Here is a 20001-nt window from a genome sequence, read left to right as displayed (position 1 = left end):
AGAAAAGGCTGAGTAGAAATACAAAATCCCGTTGGAGACTCTAATCGTCGCCAACGGGATTTTTGTATTTTGGTTGTTTAAAAGCTTGTTTTAATCATGCAAAAAAACTGAAGAAAACGCTATTTTGCTTTCAACGTAGTGCTACGTTCTACAAATTGAACCGGCACCATTAATTTCACTAAGCTTGTGTCTTGCTCTTGAATCTGGCTAACGACAATTTTCACTGATTCACGTGCAAGGCGTCTGAAATCTTGCTTGAAGGTAGTGAGTTGGTAGTTCAACCATTGAGTCTGTGGGATATCGTCAAAACCAATCACTTGAAGATCTTCTGGAATACGCAGGTTAAATTCTAAGCGCGCCACATCCATTACTGCCATCGCGAGGTTATCTGTCGCACAGAAAATCGCTTGAGGATGTGTGGGTTCTGAAAACAGAGTCCGAATGGTATCTAGAGCATCAAGGTAGTCATAGTCAGCTTCAATAACACGAGCTTGCTTGCCTGTTAGATCTTCGAATTCTGAGCAAAAGCCCGATTCACGCTCGCCGTTGGTGTAGGTTGGCACGTTACCTGTCAGGTAAACCGCTGACTTTGTTCCTACGCTATGTAAATGTTGAGCGGCGACTTGGCCTGCGGCGTAGTTGTCACTTATTACATGGCTACTCTTAGTCCCCTCAACTACACGAGCATACTGAACAATGGGGATGTTGAACTCTTCACACTCTTCATAAAGCGACTTATTAAAGGTCGCCGAAGCAGCAATTACGCCATCAACTCGGTATTGGAAGATATTAGGAATCGAGTGGTTGTCGTTTCCATCAACTTGCCAAGGAATCAATACCGCAGAGTAACCCTGTTTTTGTAGCTCAGTAGAGATAAGCTGCAGAGTTTTCATGTGGATAGGGTAGTCGGCATCTGGGAAAACTAAGCCAATCAATTTGGACTCATTTGTCGTCAGACTGCGGGCAAAGGCATTGGGACGATAGTTCAACGATTTTGCTGCATCGAACACTTTTTGCTTGGTCTTTTCAGACACTGAACTGCCCGGGACAAATACACGAGATACAGTTGATTGAGAAACGCCAGCAAGTTTAGCGACATCTTTAGAGGTGACGGTTGGCTTTGACGCCGTGGAGTGTTTTGGAGAGCTCATAGACCATACTTTTGAACCAAATTGATTGTGCATAGAGTAACATAATTAGGTACGTACTCAAAAATACAATATGCCATGATTGGATGAAAAATAAGGGTTAATAGAGAGTGTTGAATATTATTCTGGGTATGACCCAAAAAAGCTCTGCGTAAGAGCAGAGCTTTGTTTAAAGAATTTATGAATCGACTAACTGGGCGTTAGAAGTAGTAACGAATACCTGCAGCGAATTGGTCATCTCTGTTTTCGAATTTATTGCCAACGAGCTGATCTTTACCTAGGTCGAATTGGTATTCAGTCCAAACTAGGAATTTGTTCTTCTGGAAGTGGTATTCAACACCAGGGATAAGCAGGTTACGCTCATAGCCATCTGTTTGGTCATCACGATCTTCCATGTAGTTGTAGTTCAACGTAGGGCGTAGGCCATTGTCGAAGTGGTAGTACGTGTAGATTTCACCACCTAGGGTATCGAACATTACATCCGTACCGCCTTGGCTTACAGCTTCCCAGTTTTCGCCAACATGGAAAGTGGCACCTGCGTAGAAGCCGCCGTTGCTGTAGTTCGCACCCAATAGCATGATGCGCATGTTGTCGCCATTTTCTACGCCAACCACACCTGAGTCTAGGTCTGCAATTTCATTTTGGTGGTAAGCTGCACCTAGTGTTACGCCATCAACCGGTTTGTAAGTGATTGACGCACCCATTCCGTTTTTCAATGAAGCTGTCGCATTACTCGCTAGTGCCACTTCTTCACGTGTCGTTTGGTAAGTGAAGCCGTAGCTTACTTGGTCGTTGATTGAGTTACGGTAAGTAATGGAGTTTTCTGCTCGACCTGTACCAGATGCAATACCCCAGTCAGAAAGGTTGTAAACACCTGAGCCGCGAGTACCGAAGACACGACCTAAGTCGGTGTACCATGCGACGTCATAAAAAGTAGACCACTGCTTAGTACCTGCTGCGATCTTGCCGTATTTGTCGTGCTCTACGCCTGCGTATAGAAGTCGGTCGTAAATATTGTCGCCGTTAGCACCTGAGTTGTAACCCCATTCAGCATGGCCAAAGCCAGTCCAGCCGTTATCGAGTCCCATTTGACCTTTAAGGCCGAAACGAGAGCTACCGCTGTTCCACTCACCGTTGTGGTCGCCGCCCTTATCTTGGTAACGAACGTCGAAACGACCGTCTAAAGTAAGGCTATCGCCCGCGTCATTGGTAAAAGTGTGTGCAGCAAAAGCAGAACCTGAGGTAAGTGCTGTCAGGATCACTGCTGAAAGAATCGACTTTTTCATTGTAATTCTCTTTATTCAGGCCGTAGAAAGCCACCGTGCTTTCAAGCCCGTTATATTGGTAATGGTTTGGCAGGGTGTACCCCATCCATGAGGCACTAGTAGATTCAGTTATTAGTGGAGCAATAATGAATTGGTTGGAGCACTTACTAGGAGCGAGAAGGGTCCCCCAGTAAGCGTGGCAACCTAAATCAGATGTCTATTTAGGTTGCCACTATTTCGTTTCAATCTTTTGGATTAAAGCGTATCGATTACAGCGTTGGGTTCATGATGCTTGAAGTGCGTTCGAACACATCTAGACCTTGCTGTTGTAGCCAGTAAGGAAGGTCGATAAGAACCCAGTTCTCAGACAGTTTGTCACCGTCACGGTAGTAAACGTCAACTACTTGCATGTTTGCACGTACTTCACCGCCAGTCATACCTAGGAAGCCACCTGTTGGTGTGTTTGATAGGTTTGGCCAACCGAAGAAACAAGAGAAGTTACCTTCAGCGAAACGACAAACGTGGCCGTTGAACTTCTTGTCTTTCAGGTTGTTACGGAAAGGAAGTTGGTGCTGTTGTTGGTAGCGAGGAATTGTGTAAGACGCGCCGATACCACATGGGCCGTACCAAATCATGTCTTTTGACCAGCTCTTCGCTAGTACTTCTGGTGGGCAACCCATCGCGCCGCTGTCGTTAAGAGCAGACAGGTCATCAACCATTTTGTTTACTAGAGCAAGTGTCGCAACACCTTCTTCTGGAGCCGCGTCTTCGAATAGCAGACCGTCGTGGTTACGTGGGCCAGGGTATACGAAGTGCTTACCAGTTGATGGTGGAAGTGGGTAGCAACCCGCTTGATCCATCATGCCTAGTAGGTCTAGAAACAGGCCTGTCTTAGTGATTTTGCCATCAACAACACAGTTAAATTCTGCGTAGCGAACGTTCATGATCTTGCCAGTTGGGCGCATACCTAGGTATTCAGCGTCGAATAGACCCATGAAGTGACCCATGCTCATTACCCAAATCTCATCTGGGTTAACTTCGTTGTTACCACCGATGAAGATGTCTTGACGACGCTGCATGCGAGTCATTGACTTCATCATTGGTGCCCAGAATACGTCAGCTGCTGCTTGTGCGCCTTCTTGCTCACGGAATGGGTAAACACCGCGCCACAAGTAATCTTCAGAAGTGTGTGCTTTTAAAACTTCAGCAACGTTCTCGTGAGTTGCGTTTTCCATTGCATCGAAGTATTCACGAACAATGCGTTTCGCTTCTTGATATTTAGACATAATAATTTCTCTTTGTGTTGTCGAGTCAACATTCGGAACAGGACTCGATTTGGATTTTGTTACCGGCTGATTTATCAGCCGGCTTTAAATTTTTCGTATTTGAACTTCAGCGTATGAGTGTCGAATTAAGCTTTTGCTGCTTCAGCTTTTTTGCTCTTATCGAAGACGCCACCTTTTAGAGTTTCAGGCAGTGTTAGCCATAGTAGGCCGGCGATAATCCATACGATTGGTGAGCCCCACATTGCTGTTTGTAGGTCGGTACGCTCTTGGATGAAGATAAGAACCATTGGTGCCCACATGCCGATAATACGACCGCCATGGAATAAAGCTGCACCATAGCTACGCAAGCGTGCTGGGAACAATTCAGAGAAGTAACCGCCCCATACTGCAGAAGCAGACAGGCCGAAGTTGTAGATAAGACCCAGAAGAGCCAGCATGTTTAGGCCGCCAATCATCATGTCGCCAGGTGCGACAAAGAAGATAGAAACCATGATACCTGCGAGGATGAAGCCGAACGCGTTGATCTTACGACCGTACTTATCGGCTGCCCATCCCCAGAACCAAGCACCGAAGAGTGAACCAAATGCTGAGATAGAGAAGATCAAACCGATGGTTGCACCATCAAACATACGAACATCTTTCAGGTAGGTAGTTACAAAGCCACCGAAGAATTGGAATCCGTAGAAGTTAAGACCAGAAAGAAGTAAACAAGTAATCGTAATTTTGCGGTAAGGCTTGCTTAACATCTCACCCCAAGAACCTTTTTTAGCTTCGGTTACTTCACCAGCTGCATTGGTTGTGGTTTGTTGATCTTCTTCACCGTAGGCGATCACTGTTTTGTCGCTTGGTAATACAAAGATCATTAACGCTGCTGCTACAAGCGGTGGAATACCACCTACCCACATTAGGCTCTGCCAAGGTGCATCAACACTTGTAATGAAGGCTGCGTAAGCGCCCATTGCCACTAAAGCAACAGAGAACATTGAAGAAGCAAAAGCAGTCAACTTACCGCGAACCGTTGGTGTAAATAGGCCAATCATCAAAGATACAGCTACAGTGAAGTAACCGCCTAAAGACAGTCCAATGATGAAACGCATTGCGGCCCAAGTGGCGTAGTCGGTAAACATCATGTTGATGATGGTTGCACCACCGTTTAATGCCGTAATTGCTACTAGCGTGGACTTTTTGCCGAACTTGGTTGCGAACCATGCACAGCTCAGTGCACCAATCAGAGCACCAACAGACTGCCAAGTGTAGAACTGAGCGGTATCAGAAAGGCTAATACCAGCATATTCTTCCACAATGTATGGGCGTACGTAGTCAATAATTACAAAGTTATAACAATAAAAAAAGTAACCTACTAGAATTGCTAGATATGCGGCTACCCTTTGAATCATAGGAACTTCGCTCATGTGTTTTTTAATGGTCATGACCGATAAACCTTTATTTTATATAGGGTGGTTTTGGTTTTAATTATTGTGTGTTGATTATTTAGCTTCATCACACCGTCTTCATTTCGGGAGAGATAATAGAATTTTTGTGGTTATTAGATCCGTGATCAAAGTCAATTTTAAAATGAGTGCGTACCCATTTTGTGCATTTTAGTGATCTTGATCTCATTTAACTGGGTTTTTGTGCTTTGTGGGGCGATTTGAGTGTTTAATCGTCTATCTTAGTGATAATAGTCACACTTATTGTGGGTTTTTTAGGGAAAACATCCATTTTTGAGTACTATTGGCAGCGAATTAATTGCGACATACAATAAACGGAATCTAAAAATGGTTACGTACTCAAGTTTTGTTGTTATTGCTCTTTATGTGCTAACTACTTTGTTTATCAGCTACTTAGTTAATAGGCGCTATAGCGTCGGTGGCGACTTTTCGACTGGTGGAAAACAGTTTGGTTGGTTTACGGCAGGTGTGTCGATTCTTGCAACCTACATCAGCGCAATGACGTTCGTTGGCATGCCGGGCTGGGTTTATAGCTCAGGCATGGAAGCGATGAGCGTACATTTGAACTATCCAATAGTGATCTTTTTCACTGTGCTTTTCTTTGTTCCGGTGTTTTACAAGCTCGGCCTAACCTCGATTTACGAATACCTAGAGCACCGCTTTGGCGTTGTTGCTCGCACGATCAATTCCATCGTGTTCATTGTGGTTCAGTGTATTTCGGCAGGGGTTATTCTGTATGCGGTAGCCCTGATCTTAGTGCAAGTGCTGCCAGTGAGTATCTCTGAGGCGATCATCTACATCAGCGTATTTACTGCGTTGTATACCTATGCGGGTGGTATCTCGACTGTAATCTGGACTGACATGCTTCAGTCAGCAGTGTTGATTATCGGCAGCATTGCGATCTTTGTTTTATTGCTGATGAAAATCGATGCGGGCGAGATGTTGTCTCCTGAACATTTGAATATCATCAATCTCGATTTTGACTTAGGCGTCGATACCACATTGTGGGCCGGCGTAGTGGCTGTGAGCTTCTTGCACCTGAGTGTGTATGGCACTAACCAACTGATTATTCAAAGAACATTGGCGACTAAGTGTGTTAAAACAGCGCAAAAATCGATGTTGCTTTGTGGCTACGGCGCATTTTTTGTTTATCTGTTCTTTGCTGTGATGGGGGTGCTGTTAAGTGTCTTTTATCAAGACAGCAGTTTTGAAAACAGCAACGAAGTGATTCTCGATTTTGTGTTTAACCATACCAACCCAATCATTGTTGGTTTGGTGATCTCAGCACTTTCGGCTGCGGCAATGTCGACATTGGATTCCACCTATAACTCAATGGCGACGGTCGCAACGTTCGATTTCTATAAGCGCTTCTTCCGTAAGCAAGCCTCTGACGCGCACTATGAATCAGTGGCTAGAAAAATGAGCCTGGTTGCTGCAGCGTCGGTTGTTGTGCCTGCGTTACTGGCTGTTTCTAATGAATCAGTGCTTAAAACGATTGCGAGCTTAACCTCTATTTTTGTTGGTATTCGCCTTGGCTCTTTCATCTTGGGTTTGTTCTTCAAACAAGCAAACGAGAAAGGCGTAATTGCGGGCAGTATTGGCAGTGTGGCCGTCGTATTCATCGCCAAATACAGCGGAATAGCTTGGCCTTGGTTTGCCTTGATTGGCACTGTGGTTTTCTTAGTGTTAGGTGTTGTTGTGAGCCGCTTCTGGGGAGAGGTAACCGAGCAACAAAATGAATTTATAGAAAAGCAAAAGCATTTGTTTGCAAAGCCTACCGCGAGTCATTATGGCTTGTTGGTGTTCGCTGTTGTGACGATTGCTGCTTGTACTGTTATCCCTGATTGGCTTTATGCCGCTCTTTCTTAATTGACCGATTTTTTACTGGTATATCTATGTTATCGATCTTTGATATCTACAAAATTGGTGTTGGGCCATCGAGCTCTCACACCAACGGCCCAATGATTGCGGGTTTCCATTTCACACAATTAATCGCTGATAAAATCGCAGAAGTGACGCGTATTCAGGTGGATTTATACGGTTCTTTGTCATTGACTGGCATAGGTCACCACACCGACAGAGCTACAATATTGGGGCTACTCGGCAATAAACCAGACACCATCAAAATCACCAGCGCAAACCAAGCAATGCGTCATGCCGTAGACAGTGGTGAGATGGATTTAGCGGGCACCAAGCACATTGCCTTCAACTACGAAACCGACATGTTGTTCCACAAAGACAATCTGCCTCTGCATGAAAATGGCATGATGATTACTGCGTTTGACCAGAGTGGCAACGTGATTGTCGATGAAACTTATTATTCGATTGGCGGCGGTTTTATCGCAACTGCTGATGAACTGCAAAATGGTACTCAAACCCAAGCGGTAGAAGTTCCTTTCCCGTTCAAAAACGCCGATGAAATGCTTCAACAAGCTGACAATAGTGGGATGAGCCTCGGTGGTATGATTCTAAAAAATGAAGCGGAGTTCGAAGGCGCAGACATTATTTCAGAGAAAGCGGATCAAATCTGGCGAGTGATGAGTCGTTGTATGGAGCGTGGCTTTGAAACCGAAGGCATTCTTGATGGTGGTTTGAACGTAACTCGTCGTGCGCCTAATTTGCTTAAGAAGCTCGAAGCGAATGCGGCGGTTGAAAACGACCCAATGGAAATCATGGATTGGATTAACTTGTTTGCGTTTGCGGTTAGCGAAGAAAATGCGGCTGGTGGCCAAGTAGTAACATCACCAACCAATGGTGCAGCGGGCGTTATTCCTGCCGTATTGATGTATTACCATCGCTTCATTAAAGAGTTGGATACTAAGCAGTTAAAAGATTTCTTAGCGGTATCGGGCGCGATTGGTATTCTGTACAAAACTAACGCTTCGATCTCTGGTGCGGAAGTAGGATGCCAAGGTGAGGTAGGCGTATCATCCTCTATGGCGGCTGCGGGATTAACGGCACTACGCGGTGGCAGCAATGAGCAGATCTGTATTGCGGCGGAAATCGCGATGGAACACTCATTGGGTATGACTTGTGACCCAATTGGCGGCTTGGTTCAAGTGCCGTGTATCGAGCGAAATGCGATGGGTGCGATGAAGGCAATTAATGCATCTCGCATGGCATTGAAGCGAAACAGCAAGTCTTTGATCTCACTCGATAAGGTCATCGCAACCATGTACCAAACCGGTAAAGACATGAACAAGAAATATCGTGAAACATCACTCGGTGGTTTAGCCTTGATCCATCTAGCTCATCCTTGTGAATAGCTAAGCCAGTTAACCCAGTAAATAATAACGTTAAGCCCAGAGCCTTAGACTTTAGAAATCTATCGCGGCTGGGCTTTTTGTTTTATGTGTTTTAGGGAGCTAATCTGAAAGCGGTAATCGATAGCTGTTTTTCAACTCTTTTACTGAGATGTTCGACTGAATCGCGCTCACGCCTTTGACTCTTCTGATCGAGCTAATACGCTCAAAGTACTCTTCTAAATCTTTCGCCAACACTTGCACCATGTAATCGGCGCCGCCTGCAATGCAGTGACACATTGGAATCCAATCGGTTACCGCGACAAACTCTTCGAACGGTTCTGTGTTTTCAACTTCATGATTGCCTAGTGTTACAAGGGTAAAACCAGCCACATGAAAGCCTAATTTCTTACGATTCAGCTTAGCGGCGTAACCATCGATATAGCCAGTTTCCTCCATGCGTTTCCAACGACGCCAGCATGGGGTTTCGCTGAGGTTGACCTTCTCTGCGAGCTTGCTGTTGCTCATGCGTCCGTCTTGCTGGATATGCTCTAAGATGGCGATATCTGTGTCATCCAATACTTCTTTGGTGGATTCTTTCTGTTTCATGGCTATTTTGGAAAATTCTTGCTCAAATTTGGATTAATATTAGCCTATATAGCAATTTAATTCCTAGTCGAATCTGTAAACTCTCTCCCTATAAATACTTTACTTATTAGGAGTGAGAGGAAATGAGCTCTCAATTAATGCTGGCGTTCTTGCTATTTTCAACATCAATTGCAATTACCCCTGGGGCAGGCAATATCGCATTACTTGGGATTTCAAGTCGTTATGGATTTGCTGCGACTTTACCTTTTATCTCTGGGAACGCTGTTGGCATCATCATCGTACTGGCGGGTTCTAGTGTCGGTTTGGTGAGCCTATTTACCCTTTACCCAGAGCTATACAGCATTTTGAAATACGCGGGTGCGGCTTATTTGCTGTTCATGGCGTGGTCGATTGCGAATATGCAAATCGAAGAAAGCACCACTGACAATCGTTCAGGCTTTGTGTCGGGTGTGTTGGTGCAGGTGTTAAATCCTAAAGGTTGGATAGCGTCATTAACCGTGTTTTCGCAGTTCATCACTCCGAACGCAGATTATCTGATTCAAGTGGTGACGATTATTGCAGGTATGGTGATCACGGGCGTACCGTGCATGCTGGTGTGGGCGTATTGCGGCACCATGCTTAAAAAGCTACTGCAATCACCAAAACAGATGATGTTTGTGAACCGTTGCTTGGGCGGAAGCTTAGCGATGGTGGTTGCCTTTATGCTTTATCAACCGGCGTAAATCACAAAGAAAAAAACCACTCCTAAATCCATAGGAGTGGCGTCTAAATGTCGACTAAGTCGTTAACAGTAAAGAATTAAGTTAACAAATATTTAAGGAACTTGAGTTAAAAGCTTTAAGCTTTTCAGTGTAAAGGTTAAGCGGTTTCAGCTTCTTTAACTGGAGCTGAGTTACGGATTAGGTGGTCAAATGCACCTAAGCTTGCTTTTGCACCTTCACCCATCGCAATGATGATCTGTTTGTAAGGTACGGTTGTCACATCGCCTGCTGCAAATACACCTTTCATTGATGTTGCGCCATGAGCGTTAATTTCAATTTCACCGCGTGGTGAGAGCTCAACTTTCGAACCCTTCAACCATTCGCTGTTTGGCATCAGGCCGATTTGAACAAAGATACCTGCGAGTTCAATCTGTTTAAGTTCATCGGTGTTGCGGTCTTTGTATTCCAGACCGGTTACACGGTTGCCATCACCAATCACTTGCGTTGTTTGTGCCATCTTGATGATTTCGATGTTTGGCGTTGCGTTCGCTTTGTCGATAAGTACTTGGTCAGCGCGCAGTGTGTTCGCAAACTCAAGCACAGTTACGTGTTCCACGATACCTGCTAGGTCGATAGCCGCTTCAATACCTGAGTTACCGCCACCAATAACCGCTGTTTTCTTACCTTTGAATAAAGGACCGTCACAGTGTGGGCAGTAAGCGACGCCTTTATTGCGGTACTCTTGCTCACCCGGAACGTTCATTTCACGCCAGCGAGCACCGGTACTTGTGATAACCGTGCGAGCTCGTAGTGTTGCGCCGCTCTCTAGCTCAACGTGGATGTAGCCGTCTTCAGTGTCTTCTGCTGCAATGATGTTTGCAGCGCGCTGCTCAGTCATCACTTCAACACCGTACTCTTTTACGTGCTCTTCAAGGCTTGCCACTAATTTAGGGCCAGTTGTCGCTTTTACTGAGATAAAGTTCTCAATCGCCATGGTGTCCATCACTTGGCCGCCGAATCGGTCAGCAACCACACCAGTACGAATGCCTTTACGTGCAGCATAAATTGCCGCTGAAGAACCTGCAGGGCCGCCGCCGACAACCAATACATCAAACGGTGCTTGTTGGTTTAGGTTTGCTGCTTTCTTTTCCGCTGCGCCTGAATCAACCTTGTTAAGGATTTCAGCCAGTGACATACGGCCTTGACCAAATAGCTCACCATTAACGAATACACTTGGTACTGCCATGATGTCGCGAGACTTCACTTCATCTTGGAATGCTGCGCCGTCGATCATCGTTGTCTTAACCATAGGATTAATCGCCGACATCATATTGAAGGCTTGAACCACTTCTGGACAGTTTTGGCATGAGAGCGAGATAAAAATCTCTACATTAAGCTCTTGACCGAGTTCTTTAATTTGCTCGATTACGTCCGCTTCAAGCTTGATAGGGTGACCACCACTATGAAGCAGTGCTAGAACCAGTGACGTAAATTCGTGACCCATTGGCAAACCGGCAAAACCGATCGCGGTGCATTTCTCTTGGTTCACGACCTGCATGATAGGGCTGCGAGTGCTTGCGCTGTCATCGCGAGTCACTTCAATTTTATCGGTTAAAGACGAGATGTCATTCGCCAGATCTTGAAGTTTGTTCGCGGTGTCGCTGCCATCCAGGCTAAGCACTAACTGAACATTGGTTTTTAGGTTTTCTAGGTATGCTTTTAGCTGCTGCTTCATTGCTTGATCTAACATAATCGTGCCTGCTCTTAAATTCTGTGTCTTGGTATTGACCAATACCTTCTTGCTGAAAAAGGAAAATAAAAAGGGGCGCAAGTCGGCAAATATTGTGGTGTTGATGGTTTGAAAGGGTGGCGCGCGACTGCCCTTTAGGAGGGGGGCCGAAGCGCGCCTGTAGAACCGTTTAGCTATTCTTGTTAGCTAGGCTTAGATTAAATCTTGCCTACTAGGTCTAGAGATGGAGCTAGAGTCTCTTCGCCTTCTTTCCATTTAGCTGGGCAAACTTCACCTGGGTTAGCGGCTACGTATTGTGCTGCTTTAACCTTGCGTAGTAGGTCTTCTGCGTCACGGCCGATGCCTTCAGCTGTGATTTCCATTGCTTGGATAACGCCTTCAGGGTCGATTAGGAACGTTGCACGGTCTGCAAGGCCTTGACCTTCACGCATAACGTTGAAGTTATTTGTGATGTTGCCTGTTTGGTCGCCTACCATGAAGTATTCGATAGTGCCGATTTTGTCAGAAGTATCGTGCCATGCTTTGTGAGAGAAGTGAGTGTCAGTTGATACTGAGTAAACTTCTACGCCGCGAGATTGAAGCTCTGCGTATTTGTCTTGTAGGTCAACTAGCTCAGTTGGACATACAAATGTGAAGTCTGCTGGGTAGAAGAAGAATACAGCCCACTTGCCTTTAACGTCTTGCTCAGTGATTTCTACGAATTCGCCGTTTTTAAATGCTGTTGCGTTGAATGGTTTGATTTCTGTGTTGATCATGTTTTGACTCTCTTTCTAATTTGTAGTGTTTAACGCTATCCCGCGTCGATGTAGATATATTGCATTGCCACCGAAAATTAGTGAAATCGGACATTTCTATAGATTCAATAGGCGAATCCTATCTTCGAAAGGAAAAGACTATCGGTAAAAGCTATCAACAAAAACGATTAACAAAAGCCATCAAACATCAACAACTCCCAATTTAAGTAGCTATGCTCTTTAGGTTGTTCTCTACATTGGGCTTATCTCTATTGGTGTGTGTATCTATGTGTCTATGTAGGTAGGGTTCGGTATGGTTTCTTTGCGTGAGTTGAGTTGTTATATCAAACTGTAAATAACAAAAAATTATCATTAATATAAATTATGATAATTTCAGTTAATTAACGCATGTACCTATACTCTCTCCATCGAAACGAAACACCGAAGCTAGACTTCGAAAAGCACAGAATTTAAAACGAATTTGGAGCAAGTTATGAAAATGAATCACGTAGGCATCATGGTTGGCGATATGGACAAAGCAGTTGAGTTTTACACGAAAGCGCTGGGTCTAAGAATCGTAATGAACAACACCAAAGTAATGGAAGAGCGCGAATCAGCAATCGGCCGTATGTGTATCGCTGTGTTCGGTGAAGGCTTTAAAGGCTTCAACATTGCACACCTAGTAACATCTGATGGTATCGGTGTTGAGCTGTTCGAAATGAAAGAGCGCCAAGAGCGTCACGAAGTTGATTTCTCACGTCTAGGTATCTTCCACTTCTGTCTACAGCTTCCAAAAGAGCAGTTTCATTCAGCGATTAAACGTGTTGAAGAGTTTGGCGGTAAGGTCCGTATGGACATCATGCGTTACCACCCAGAAGACGAACTAAAACAAGCACAAATGGTTTACCTAGAAGACCCGTTTGGCAACCTGTTCGAATTCTACTCGCACACATACGAAGACACTTACGCGACTGACTACGAGTAATAGTGTTATCTACCTGTCATAAGGTAGAAAACCGAAACACCCCCTAAAGAGGATTGGTAGAGATACCAATCTTTTTTTTGTGCCTGCGATATTGAGTGGAAGGTTACGGATAAACCAAGTCAAATGAGTGCTTTGTGCTCTTCGTTGCACTAAAACAAACCGACAATGTTGCTCTTTAGTGCAGCATTAACTTGAGCGAAAACTTAACTGATTGATAAATATGATGTTAAACCATTGGCATATATGTTGCTCTATTGCCTTTATGTAAATTGTATACAATAAAAAATACATAAAGGAAGTCACATGGAACAGAACAGTGAATTGATCTACGGATTAGACGATCGACCATCAGTCAAAGCAGCCAGTTACGCGGCGCTGCAGCATGTATTAGCCAGCTTTGTTGGAATTATCACACCCACGCTCATTATTGGCGGTGTTTTAGGGTTGGGTGAACACATCCCTTATTTGATCAGCATGGCACTGATGGTGTCTGGGGTTGGCACTTTTATACAAGCTAGAAAAATAGGGCCAGTTGGCGCAGGGATGATCTGTGTCCAAGGGACCAGCTTTGCGTTCTTAGGTTCTGTGTTAGGTGCGGGTTTTCTTGTTAAAGCAAATGGCGGTGGGCCGGATGAAATGCTCGCCACCATTTTTGGTGTCTGCTTCTTTGGTGCATTTGTCGAAATCGTCCTATCGCGCTTTATCGAAAAACTCAAAGTAGTGATCACGCCCGTTGTGACCGGCATCGTTATCACGACGATTGGTGTCTCTTTGATTAAAGTTGGCGTCACTGATATCGCTGGTGGTGTTGGTGCAGAAGATTTTGGTTCTGGAAGCAACCTGATGTTGGGTGCGATTGTGCTCGGAACCATAGTGGCACTTAACCTAAGCAACAACACCATGGTAAGGCTGTCGTCGATTTTAGTCGGATTGGTTGTAGGGTGGGGCGTTGCTATTCTGATGGGCAAAGCACCCATGGTTTCTTTTGCATCTCAACCGTTATTGAGCATTCCAGTTCCATTTAAATATGGCTTCGCTTTTGATTGGCAAGCCTTCCTGCCTATCGCTTTTATTTACTTGATTACCGTTATTGAAACCACGGGTGACCTTACCGCCAACAGTATGTTCTCAGGGCAGCCAGTTAAGGGGCCAAAATACATCAATCGACTCAAGGCTGGCGTGCTGGGTGACGGTGTGAACTCGCTCATCGCAGCGGTATTCAATACTTTTCCGAACACGACTTTCAGCCAGAACAACGGTGTGATCCATTTTACGGGGATCGCGAGTCGCTACATCGGCTACTTCATTGCCGCGATTCTTTTTCTGTTAGGGTTATTTCCCATCTTAGGTGCGGTTTTAATGACGATTCCAAAGCCAGTATTGGGCGGGGCGACATTAGTGATGTTCGGTACGGTTGCTGCGGCGGGCATCAAAATCATCGCCAATGAAAAACTGGATCGCCGCAGAATTATGACGATTGCCATCTCACTAGGCTTAGGGCTTGGGGTGATGCTAGTGCCGGATTTATTGAAAGAAGCGCCCAAGCTAGTGCAAAGCATATTTGGCTCACCTGTAACCATGTCTGGTATTGCCGCGCTTGTGATTACCGGGTTGATGTCTTTGGTGCCTGAAACTAAAGCTAAGCCTGTGGCAAGTTCGGTACAAACCAGTAAAGCGTAACTTATACAGCCGAGAAGAAGCGTAGGTGACTGATTACGGACAATTGCGTTATCTACCTACCATAGTCAGAAAAACGAAACATCCCATAGAGAGGATTGGTAGAGATACCAATCCTTTTTTGTATTTGGATGTTTGGCTGAGTGACTTATCTACATGAAGTGATTAAGAAATATACAGATTTAAGACGTTGTTAAAGTTGACGTTTTGAAGATAAAACCTTTCATGAATATGACTGAAGCGAGCGTGCTTCATGAAAACATTGCGCAATCACACTGGTGATAGCCCTCGCTGAGAACTCACAATACTCAGTTCAATACTGCTGAACCGCACTACAATGAAAATAGATAAACATTACATGAAGAAGATCTACTGAAATAGCATGAAAAAACTAAACCTTATCTTTGCCGCTTTTCTTATTACTTTGCTTGCCGGATGCTCGTCACATGCGGCCGTCGATACTTCAAAAACAAAGGGCTATGCCAATTCACATGCGCTTGTGGGAGTGGCTTCTTGGTATGGCGATAAGTTCCATGGAAGGCTCACAGCAAGCGGTGAGACGTATAATATGAATGCGAATACTGCGGCTCATAAAACCTTGCCATTCGGCACTATCGTGAGGGTGACCAATACAACTAATAACAAGTCTGTTGATGTGAAAATTAATGATCGAGGCCCTTATGTAAAAGGCCGAGTGATTGACCTTTCCCACAAAGCATTTTCTCAAATTGGTGACGTTAAGAAAGGCGTAGTAAAAGTCAAAATTGAGATCATTGATGACAGTGACACCTTTCGATACAAGCACTAGAATCCCCTCATAACCTTCCCTTGGTTGACATCTACGATCCCTTACCAGCAACGGGAAGGGGAGGAAAAAAACCTCGATCTCGATGATTGAATAGCATATTTATGCTTACTCGATAAGGCTGCTTTTGCAGCCTTTTTTGTGCCTTTCGATAATCCATTTTTAATAAGATTATCTTATTTTCAGTATGTGGGTTGATGATGTTATGTGGTCAATAAATCAGTGTCTTAGCTTTCTTATCATTAGGGTTCATTGAAATTCATTGTGAAATAATGAAAAGCTAACCTAATCCAAGTTGAGCTTTGGTGTGATTAACAGTGAAAGCCTAAGGGCAATTACATTTAGTTACTTACTGAAGTAAAACTGAAATATTGGTGACACGGTTCTGAAATTTTTGGTGTTTAGCTTATGGGCTTCTATATCGAATTCAAATAAGGAAATACCCGTGAAGCTAACCCCTGTCGTTGCAGCCCTAATTATGTCTTTTAGCTCAGCAAGCTATGCTTTCAGTCTTCAACAATCTGCCAATGAAAACAGTGAAGATCTCGTATGGACAGGGCACCTAAGCCCAGACAGCGACACGGTAATGTCTGCGATGCTCGCGGCTCATATCTATGGCGGTACAGCGACAGTACCAGAGCCGATTAATCCAGAATCCACCTTCATCTTGAATTACTGCAATGCTGAATCACCACGCGTAGAGACAGATTACTCTTCATACCGAGTAGGGCTGGTGGATTTCAACCAAGTCACTCAGCTAGCGCCAACTATCGACCAAGCATCTATTGTTGCTGTGGTTGATCATCATGCAATTGGTGGCTCACCGATTAATACACCACAAATTGTCGAGATGGATATTCGAGGCTGGGGATCGGCTGCCACTATTCTTGCTGACAACGCTGAAAAGTTGGATGTGACCCTACCTAAGCACCTTGCTTGTGTCGGTTTAGGCGCAATCCTTTCTGATACTGTGGTATTTCAATCATCAACCACAACTGAGCATGATCGTGAGTACGCAGAGAAACTTGCAAAAGTTGCAGGTATTTCAGATATCGAAGATTTCGGCCAACAGATGCTGATTGCTAAGTCGGATCTCAGTCATCTTTCTTCTGAAACCATTTTGACGCTGGATTACAAAAACTTTAAATACGGTGGCAAACAGGTAGGTATCGGCGTTGCTGAAACGCTAACGGCTCAACAACTGATTGACCGTAAAGATGAGCTTCTAGCAGCAATGAAGACTTACAAAGAAGAGAACGGGCTAGACTATCTGTTCTTCTCTATCACAGACACTAAGAACAAAGAAGCAAACTTACTTTGGGTGGATGAAAGTGACTACCAAGTCATCAAATCTGCTTTCAATGCTGAACCAACAAGCGATATGTTGACGCTAGAAGGTGTAACTTCGCGTAAGCGTCAGATTGGCCCTGCGGTACAGAAAGCCATTGAGAGTTTGTAGAGAATAAGAGCCGTTACTTTATAAATAAGTAGTGAAAGGATTGGTAGAGATACCAATCCCTTTTTGTTTTTGGGTCGTGTTGAACTGGATTTGGATAAAATTGAGTTGCGCTTTTTCTAAATTAACAAAGCTTATGGATAAGCCAGATCTAACATAGCTCTTTATGGCACGAACCCCCAAGGACATTCACGACCAACCACGTGAAAAGTTAGACTTAGAGCAGTCTTAAACAAGTAACCAATCCTAGTCGCGGCTTTCCATTATCGGTAAGTTACCATTCATAGTTTGAACTAATAATACAGTGTTTTATTGTTTATAGTAAATCCCAGACAGAATGACTAACAGGACAATGAAATGACCTCAATCAAAACCATTGGTGTAACAGCTATCACACTTGCACTGATGACAATTACTGGCTGTACCAGCTTAAAGGTAAAGGCTGCGAACGCCTTCGTGTCTGACCCAATTATCACACACGCAGACCACGACCAACTTACCGAAGCCAGTTCGAAAATCGATGGTATCCGTTATACATCAATGACGACGACGATCATCACGACCAAAGCAGCAAAGCAGCAAAGCGCACAAATGGAGTTGCTCGCGTAGACATCGAGGCTGATGGAATCGAAGAGGTGCAATCAAAATGGCATGGTGAAGAACACGTTTGTCAGATGTACCACGATCGTATGAACAATCCAGAAACTGAGGGCCTGTCAGACATCGTTGGTAATGGATTGGCGCTGAACTACCAGATCGCAATTCGTGGTGTTGATGGTCAGTCCTATACTTGTTCTGGGCATGTAGATCCACAATAACAAAAAATAACACTGCGCTTTACTGGGTCTATTTCAAAAGTTGGAAACGAATTTTTTTTATCGCTGTTTGGTGAGTAATGTGCCTGTTTTTCACATTAGCTAGTTGTATTACTCGTGCCATACCTAATGAAACGTTTAAGGAACTTTCGAGATAGGAAGTGCCAAAGGTAAAAATTCATCCTACGAAGCTTCTGTCGAGTAGACGACACTTGTTACCAAGTGCCGCCCCTCTAAGAACCGTACGTGCAACTTTCACTGCATACGGCTCAAGCCTCCACTAAGGCATCATTGATACCCAGCAACTTATAACGCAGTCGGGACAGGCTCTTTCCAAGAGTTACGAGCTAGCCTTTTAGATTTTCTCTTCACCAAATATTCTTGGTATTGAGGGTCAAAAGGGGTCGCTGCATTCCTGATTTTTACGTGTCGCTCGATGGGCACTTTAGCTATTTGGAACAGATTGAAGTGACAGTCCATGTCCATGATTTTCTGCCAACCGTGAAATTGCCACTGGCCTTTACGATTGAGAAAATACTTATGAACAACCCAGTCTTTGGACTTGGTTGGATGACGTCTAACTGCCCAGTGCCATAACGCTTGGAATAGTTTGTGGCCGACATACCCGAATACTTGTTTAGCAACACAGTGGCGATAGTAATTCGTCCACCCTCTAAGTTTCGGATTTATCAACTTGATAAGATCGTTAACAGGGATGGTTGCGTGCTTTTTAATAAGTTCACGTAGATTTCTAAGGAATAACAGCGTGTTAGATTTGCTCGGTTTAATGAGCAATTTCCCTTTGTACTTCCTGTGATTGAAACCCAGAAAGTCAAAGCCATCATCAATATGAGTGACCTTCGTTTTCTCTTCGGAGAGGGTTAACCCTCTTTCTGCCAGAAAGTCAGCAATCAACGGTTTGATATCGTTCACTAGCACTTCCTTTGAAGAGCAGGTGACCACGAAATCATCCGCATAACCAATAAAGTTGGCCCTAGCACCCATTTTCAGAGCTGTAGATTTTATTTGTTGCTCTATTCCCGCGAGAGTCATTAGCATCAAGGTTGGAGATATTATTCCACCTTGAGGTGTACCCTCATCGGTATCATAGAACAGACCCTTATCCACATAGCCAGACTGTAACCATTGCTCTAACATACGTTTATCTACCGTGATATTGTCCATAAGCCATTGATGCCCGATTTTGTCGAAGCAAGCCTTAATATCTCCCTCAAGAACCCATTTCGCTGATCGCTTTAGAGCCAAACATTTGAAACACTGACTGACGGCGTCAGCCGTACTGCGATTTGGCCTAAACCCATAGCTATTGAGGTCGGCAAGCGTTTCGGACACTGGTTCTAATGCTAGAAGGTGGAGGGCTTGTTGCGCTCTATCAATCATGCATGGAATACCCAATGGCCTGAGCTTACCGTTCTTTTTGGGGATGTAGATACGTTTGAGTGGTTTTGCAAAGTAAGCCTTGCGGCTCAGTTGATTGACTGCTTTCATACGGCGTACATCTGTGTTCCAGGTGACACCGTCTATTCCAGACGTTTTACTGCCTTTATTCTGAGAGACTCGCTTAACCGCAAGAAGCTTGGCTGAGCGAGAATGAGTCAAGAGCCACTGTAAGGACTTCACCTTACCGTATTTCTTTTCTCTCGTTGCTTTTGCGATACGCATTTGAAGCTTCAATACGTGTGCTTCAACGGATTTCCAGTCGATGGACTGCCATTGAGCGCCGTCAGAAGATGCACTAATCTCTTTCGAGATCACCATTTGCTTTTCTCCTTGAATAAAGTTCTTCAAATTCTCTCGCAATGGGAGACCAGTCGGAAGTGGGCTCACTTTCGTGATCAGACATAAGTCTGTATCTGCATCATTACAATGCAGCTTTCGCTTTTTCCGACCTCCTATACCTGCATCACTATCGGCCACAAAGGCTTTCCCAAAGGGAGTGATACAGGCTTACCCTGTTCCGTATGTTCCGTATGTTCCGTATGTTGCGTAAAGTGTCAGCTTAGATGCCCACTATAGTGCGGAGAGTACGGCGACCACGAAAAAGTACTGTCCAACC

The 20001-nt window shown here is 44.5% G+C and carries 17 protein-coding genes; 9 read left to right on the top strand and 8 right to left on the bottom strand.

Translation table 11 applies throughout. The features are described from left to right. Positions 1-119: 119 nt before the first annotated feature. From AB6D58_RS14565 to AB6D58_RS14550, 4 genes are all read right to left on the bottom strand, one after another. The gene (locus AB6D58_RS14565; protein ID WP_372157636.1) at positions 120-1151 is read right to left on the bottom strand and encodes a LacI family DNA-binding transcriptional regulator; all 1032 of its coding nucleotides are present in this window, start codon (positions 1149-1151) and stop codon (positions 120-122) included. A gap of 197 nt (positions 1152-1348) precedes the next feature. Then, a complete protein-coding gene (locus AB6D58_RS14560) occupies positions 1349-2434 on the bottom strand; it encodes a porin (protein ID WP_017065839.1) in 1086 nt (361 codons plus the stop codon). 248 nt (positions 2435-2682) lie between these two features. Next, on the bottom strand, positions 2683-3699 hold the full coding sequence (locus tag AB6D58_RS14555) for a nuclear transport factor 2 family protein (RefSeq protein ID WP_017065254.1): 1017 nt from the start codon (positions 3697-3699) through the stop codon (positions 2683-2685). 125 nt (positions 3700-3824) lie between these two features. After that, positions 3825-5129 carry an MFS transporter gene (locus AB6D58_RS14550; protein WP_017104144.1) on the bottom strand — a complete coding sequence of 435 codons (1305 nt, stop codon included), beginning with the start codon at positions 5127-5129 and terminating at the stop codon, positions 3825-3827. Positions 5130-5477: 348 nt separating this feature from the next. Between AB6D58_RS14550 and AB6D58_RS14545 the strand changes: the two genes are divergently transcribed. Beyond that, positions 5478-7019 carry a sodium:solute symporter family transporter gene (locus tag AB6D58_RS14545; RefSeq protein WP_017065256.1) on the top strand — a complete coding sequence of 514 codons (1542 nt, stop codon included), beginning with the start codon at positions 5478-5480 and terminating at the stop codon, positions 7017-7019. Between the two features lie 26 nt (positions 7020-7045). Continuing rightward, positions 7046-8416 (top strand): L-serine ammonia-lyase, encoded by a 1371-nt coding sequence (locus AB6D58_RS14540; protein WP_017065257.1) that lies wholly within the window; start codon positions 7046-7048, stop codon positions 8414-8416. 99 nt (positions 8417-8515) lie between these two features. Here the strand turns inward: AB6D58_RS14540 and AB6D58_RS14535 are convergent, their stop codons facing one another. Next, complete coding sequence (locus tag AB6D58_RS14535; protein WP_017065258.1) at positions 8516-9001, bottom strand: Lrp/AsnC family transcriptional regulator; 486 nt, start codon at positions 8999-9001, stop codon at positions 8516-8518. Positions 9002-9123: 122 nt separating this feature from the next. Here AB6D58_RS14535 and AB6D58_RS14530 point away from each other — a divergent pair, with 122 nt between their 5' ends. Further along, on the top strand, positions 9124-9723 hold the full coding sequence (locus AB6D58_RS14530) for a LysE family translocator (RefSeq protein ID WP_017071831.1): 600 nt from the start codon (positions 9124-9126) through the stop codon (positions 9721-9723). 136 nt (positions 9724-9859) lie between these two features. Here AB6D58_RS14530 and ahpF read toward each other — a convergent pair whose 3' ends face one another. Beyond that, on the bottom strand, positions 9860-11452 hold the full coding sequence (gene ahpF, locus AB6D58_RS14525) for an alkyl hydroperoxide reductase subunit F (protein WP_137001291.1): 1593 nt from the start codon (positions 11450-11452) through the stop codon (positions 9860-9862). 197 nt (positions 11453-11649) lie between these two features. Further along, the gene (gene ahpC / locus AB6D58_RS14520; protein WP_016798107.1) at positions 11650-12207 is read right to left on the bottom strand and encodes an alkyl hydroperoxide reductase subunit C; all 558 of its coding nucleotides are present in this window, start codon (positions 12205-12207) and stop codon (positions 11650-11652) included. A 472-nt stretch (positions 12208-12679) separates the two neighbouring features. On the opposite strand from ahpC, the gene AB6D58_RS14515 reads away from it, so the two are divergent. The 6 genes from AB6D58_RS14515 (at position 12680) to AB6D58_RS14490 (ending at position 17927) form a co-directional block, all read left to right on the top strand. Further along, complete coding sequence (locus AB6D58_RS14515) at positions 12680-13171, top strand: VOC family protein (protein WP_029224669.1); 492 nt, start codon at positions 12680-12682, stop codon at positions 13169-13171. Between the two features lie 303 nt (positions 13172-13474). Further along, a complete protein-coding gene (locus AB6D58_RS14510; protein ID WP_372157635.1) occupies positions 13475-14851 on the top strand; it encodes a uracil-xanthine permease family protein in 1377 nt (458 codons plus the stop codon). A gap of 379 nt (positions 14852-15230) precedes the next feature. Continuing rightward, positions 15231-15656 carry a septal ring lytic transglycosylase RlpA family protein gene (locus AB6D58_RS14505; protein WP_372104550.1) on the top strand — a complete coding sequence of 142 codons (426 nt, stop codon included), beginning with the start codon at positions 15231-15233 and terminating at the stop codon, positions 15654-15656. Between the two features lie 442 nt (positions 15657-16098). Beyond that, complete coding sequence (locus AB6D58_RS14500) at positions 16099-17112, top strand: manganese-dependent inorganic pyrophosphatase (RefSeq protein WP_372157634.1); 1014 nt, start codon at positions 16099-16101, stop codon at positions 17110-17112. Between the two features lie 354 nt (positions 17113-17466). After that, the gene (locus tag AB6D58_RS14495; RefSeq protein WP_240700385.1) at positions 17467-17718 is read left to right on the top strand and encodes a hypothetical protein; all 252 of its coding nucleotides are present in this window, start codon (positions 17467-17469) and stop codon (positions 17716-17718) included. A gap of 26 nt (positions 17719-17744) precedes the next feature. Then, the gene (locus AB6D58_RS14490) at positions 17745-17927 is read left to right on the top strand and encodes a hypothetical protein (protein WP_017065682.1); all 183 of its coding nucleotides are present in this window, start codon (positions 17745-17747) and stop codon (positions 17925-17927) included. A gap of 303 nt (positions 17928-18230) precedes the next feature. On the opposite strand, the gene ltrA is transcribed toward AB6D58_RS14490, so the two are convergent. Then, positions 18231-19703 carry a group II intron reverse transcriptase/maturase gene (gene ltrA, locus AB6D58_RS14485; protein ID WP_372157653.1) on the bottom strand — a complete coding sequence of 491 codons (1473 nt, stop codon included), beginning with the start codon at positions 19701-19703 and terminating at the stop codon, positions 18231-18233. Positions 19704-20001 lie beyond the last annotated feature (298 nt).

Origin of the sequence: Vibrio sp. 10N.239.312.D08 (genome assembly GCF_041466145.1) — a bacterium.
Taxonomy (GTDB): Bacteria; Pseudomonadota; Gammaproteobacteria; order Enterobacterales; family Vibrionaceae; genus Vibrio; species Vibrio crassostreae_C.
Note: the sequence above shows the minus strand (reverse complement) of the source record. Positions and strands in the feature narration are given on the sequence as shown.

Coding starts and splice junctions, on each gene's coding strand:
- AB6D58_RS14565 (WP_372157636.1), bottom strand. CDS start 1,151: ATGAGCTCTCCAAAACACTCCACGGCGTCAAAGCCAACCGTCACCTCT.
- AB6D58_RS14560 (WP_017065839.1), bottom strand. CDS start 2,434: ATGAAAAAGTCGATTCTTTCAGCAGTGATCCTGACAGCACTTACCTCA.
- AB6D58_RS14555 (WP_017065254.1), bottom strand. CDS start 3,699: ATGTCTAAATATCAAGAAGCGAAACGCATTGTTCGTGAATACTTCGAT.
- AB6D58_RS14550 (WP_017104144.1), bottom strand. CDS start 5,129: ATGACCATTAAAAAACACATGAGCGAAGTTCCTATGATTCAAAGGGTA.
- AB6D58_RS14545 (WP_017065256.1), top strand. CDS start 5,478: ATGGTTACGTACTCAAGTTTTGTTGTTATTGCTCTTTATGTGCTAACT.
- AB6D58_RS14540 (WP_017065257.1), top strand. CDS start 7,046: ATGTTATCGATCTTTGATATCTACAAAATTGGTGTTGGGCCATCGAGC.
- AB6D58_RS14535 (WP_017065258.1), bottom strand. CDS start 9,001: ATGAAACAGAAAGAATCCACCAAAGAAGTATTGGATGACACAGATATC.
- AB6D58_RS14530 (WP_017071831.1), top strand. CDS start 9,124: ATGAGCTCTCAATTAATGCTGGCGTTCTTGCTATTTTCAACATCAATT.
- ahpF (WP_137001291.1), bottom strand. CDS start 11,452: ATGTTAGATCAAGCAATGAAGCAGCAGCTAAAAGCATACCTAGAAAAC.
- ahpC (WP_016798107.1), bottom strand. CDS start 12,207: ATGATCAACACAGAAATCAAACCATTCAACGCAACAGCATTTAAAAAC.
- AB6D58_RS14515 (WP_029224669.1), top strand. CDS start 12,680: ATGAAAATGAATCACGTAGGCATCATGGTTGGCGATATGGACAAAGCA.
- AB6D58_RS14510 (WP_372157635.1), top strand. CDS start 13,475: ATGGAACAGAACAGTGAATTGATCTACGGATTAGACGATCGACCATCA.
- AB6D58_RS14505 (WP_372104550.1), top strand. CDS start 15,231: ATGAAAAAACTAAACCTTATCTTTGCCGCTTTTCTTATTACTTTGCTT.
- AB6D58_RS14495 (WP_240700385.1), top strand. CDS start 17,467: ATGACCTCAATCAAAACCATTGGTGTAACAGCTATCACACTTGCACTG.
- ltrA (WP_372157653.1), bottom strand. CDS start 19,703: ATGGTGATCTCGAAAGAGATTAGTGCATCTTCTGACGGCGCTCAATGG.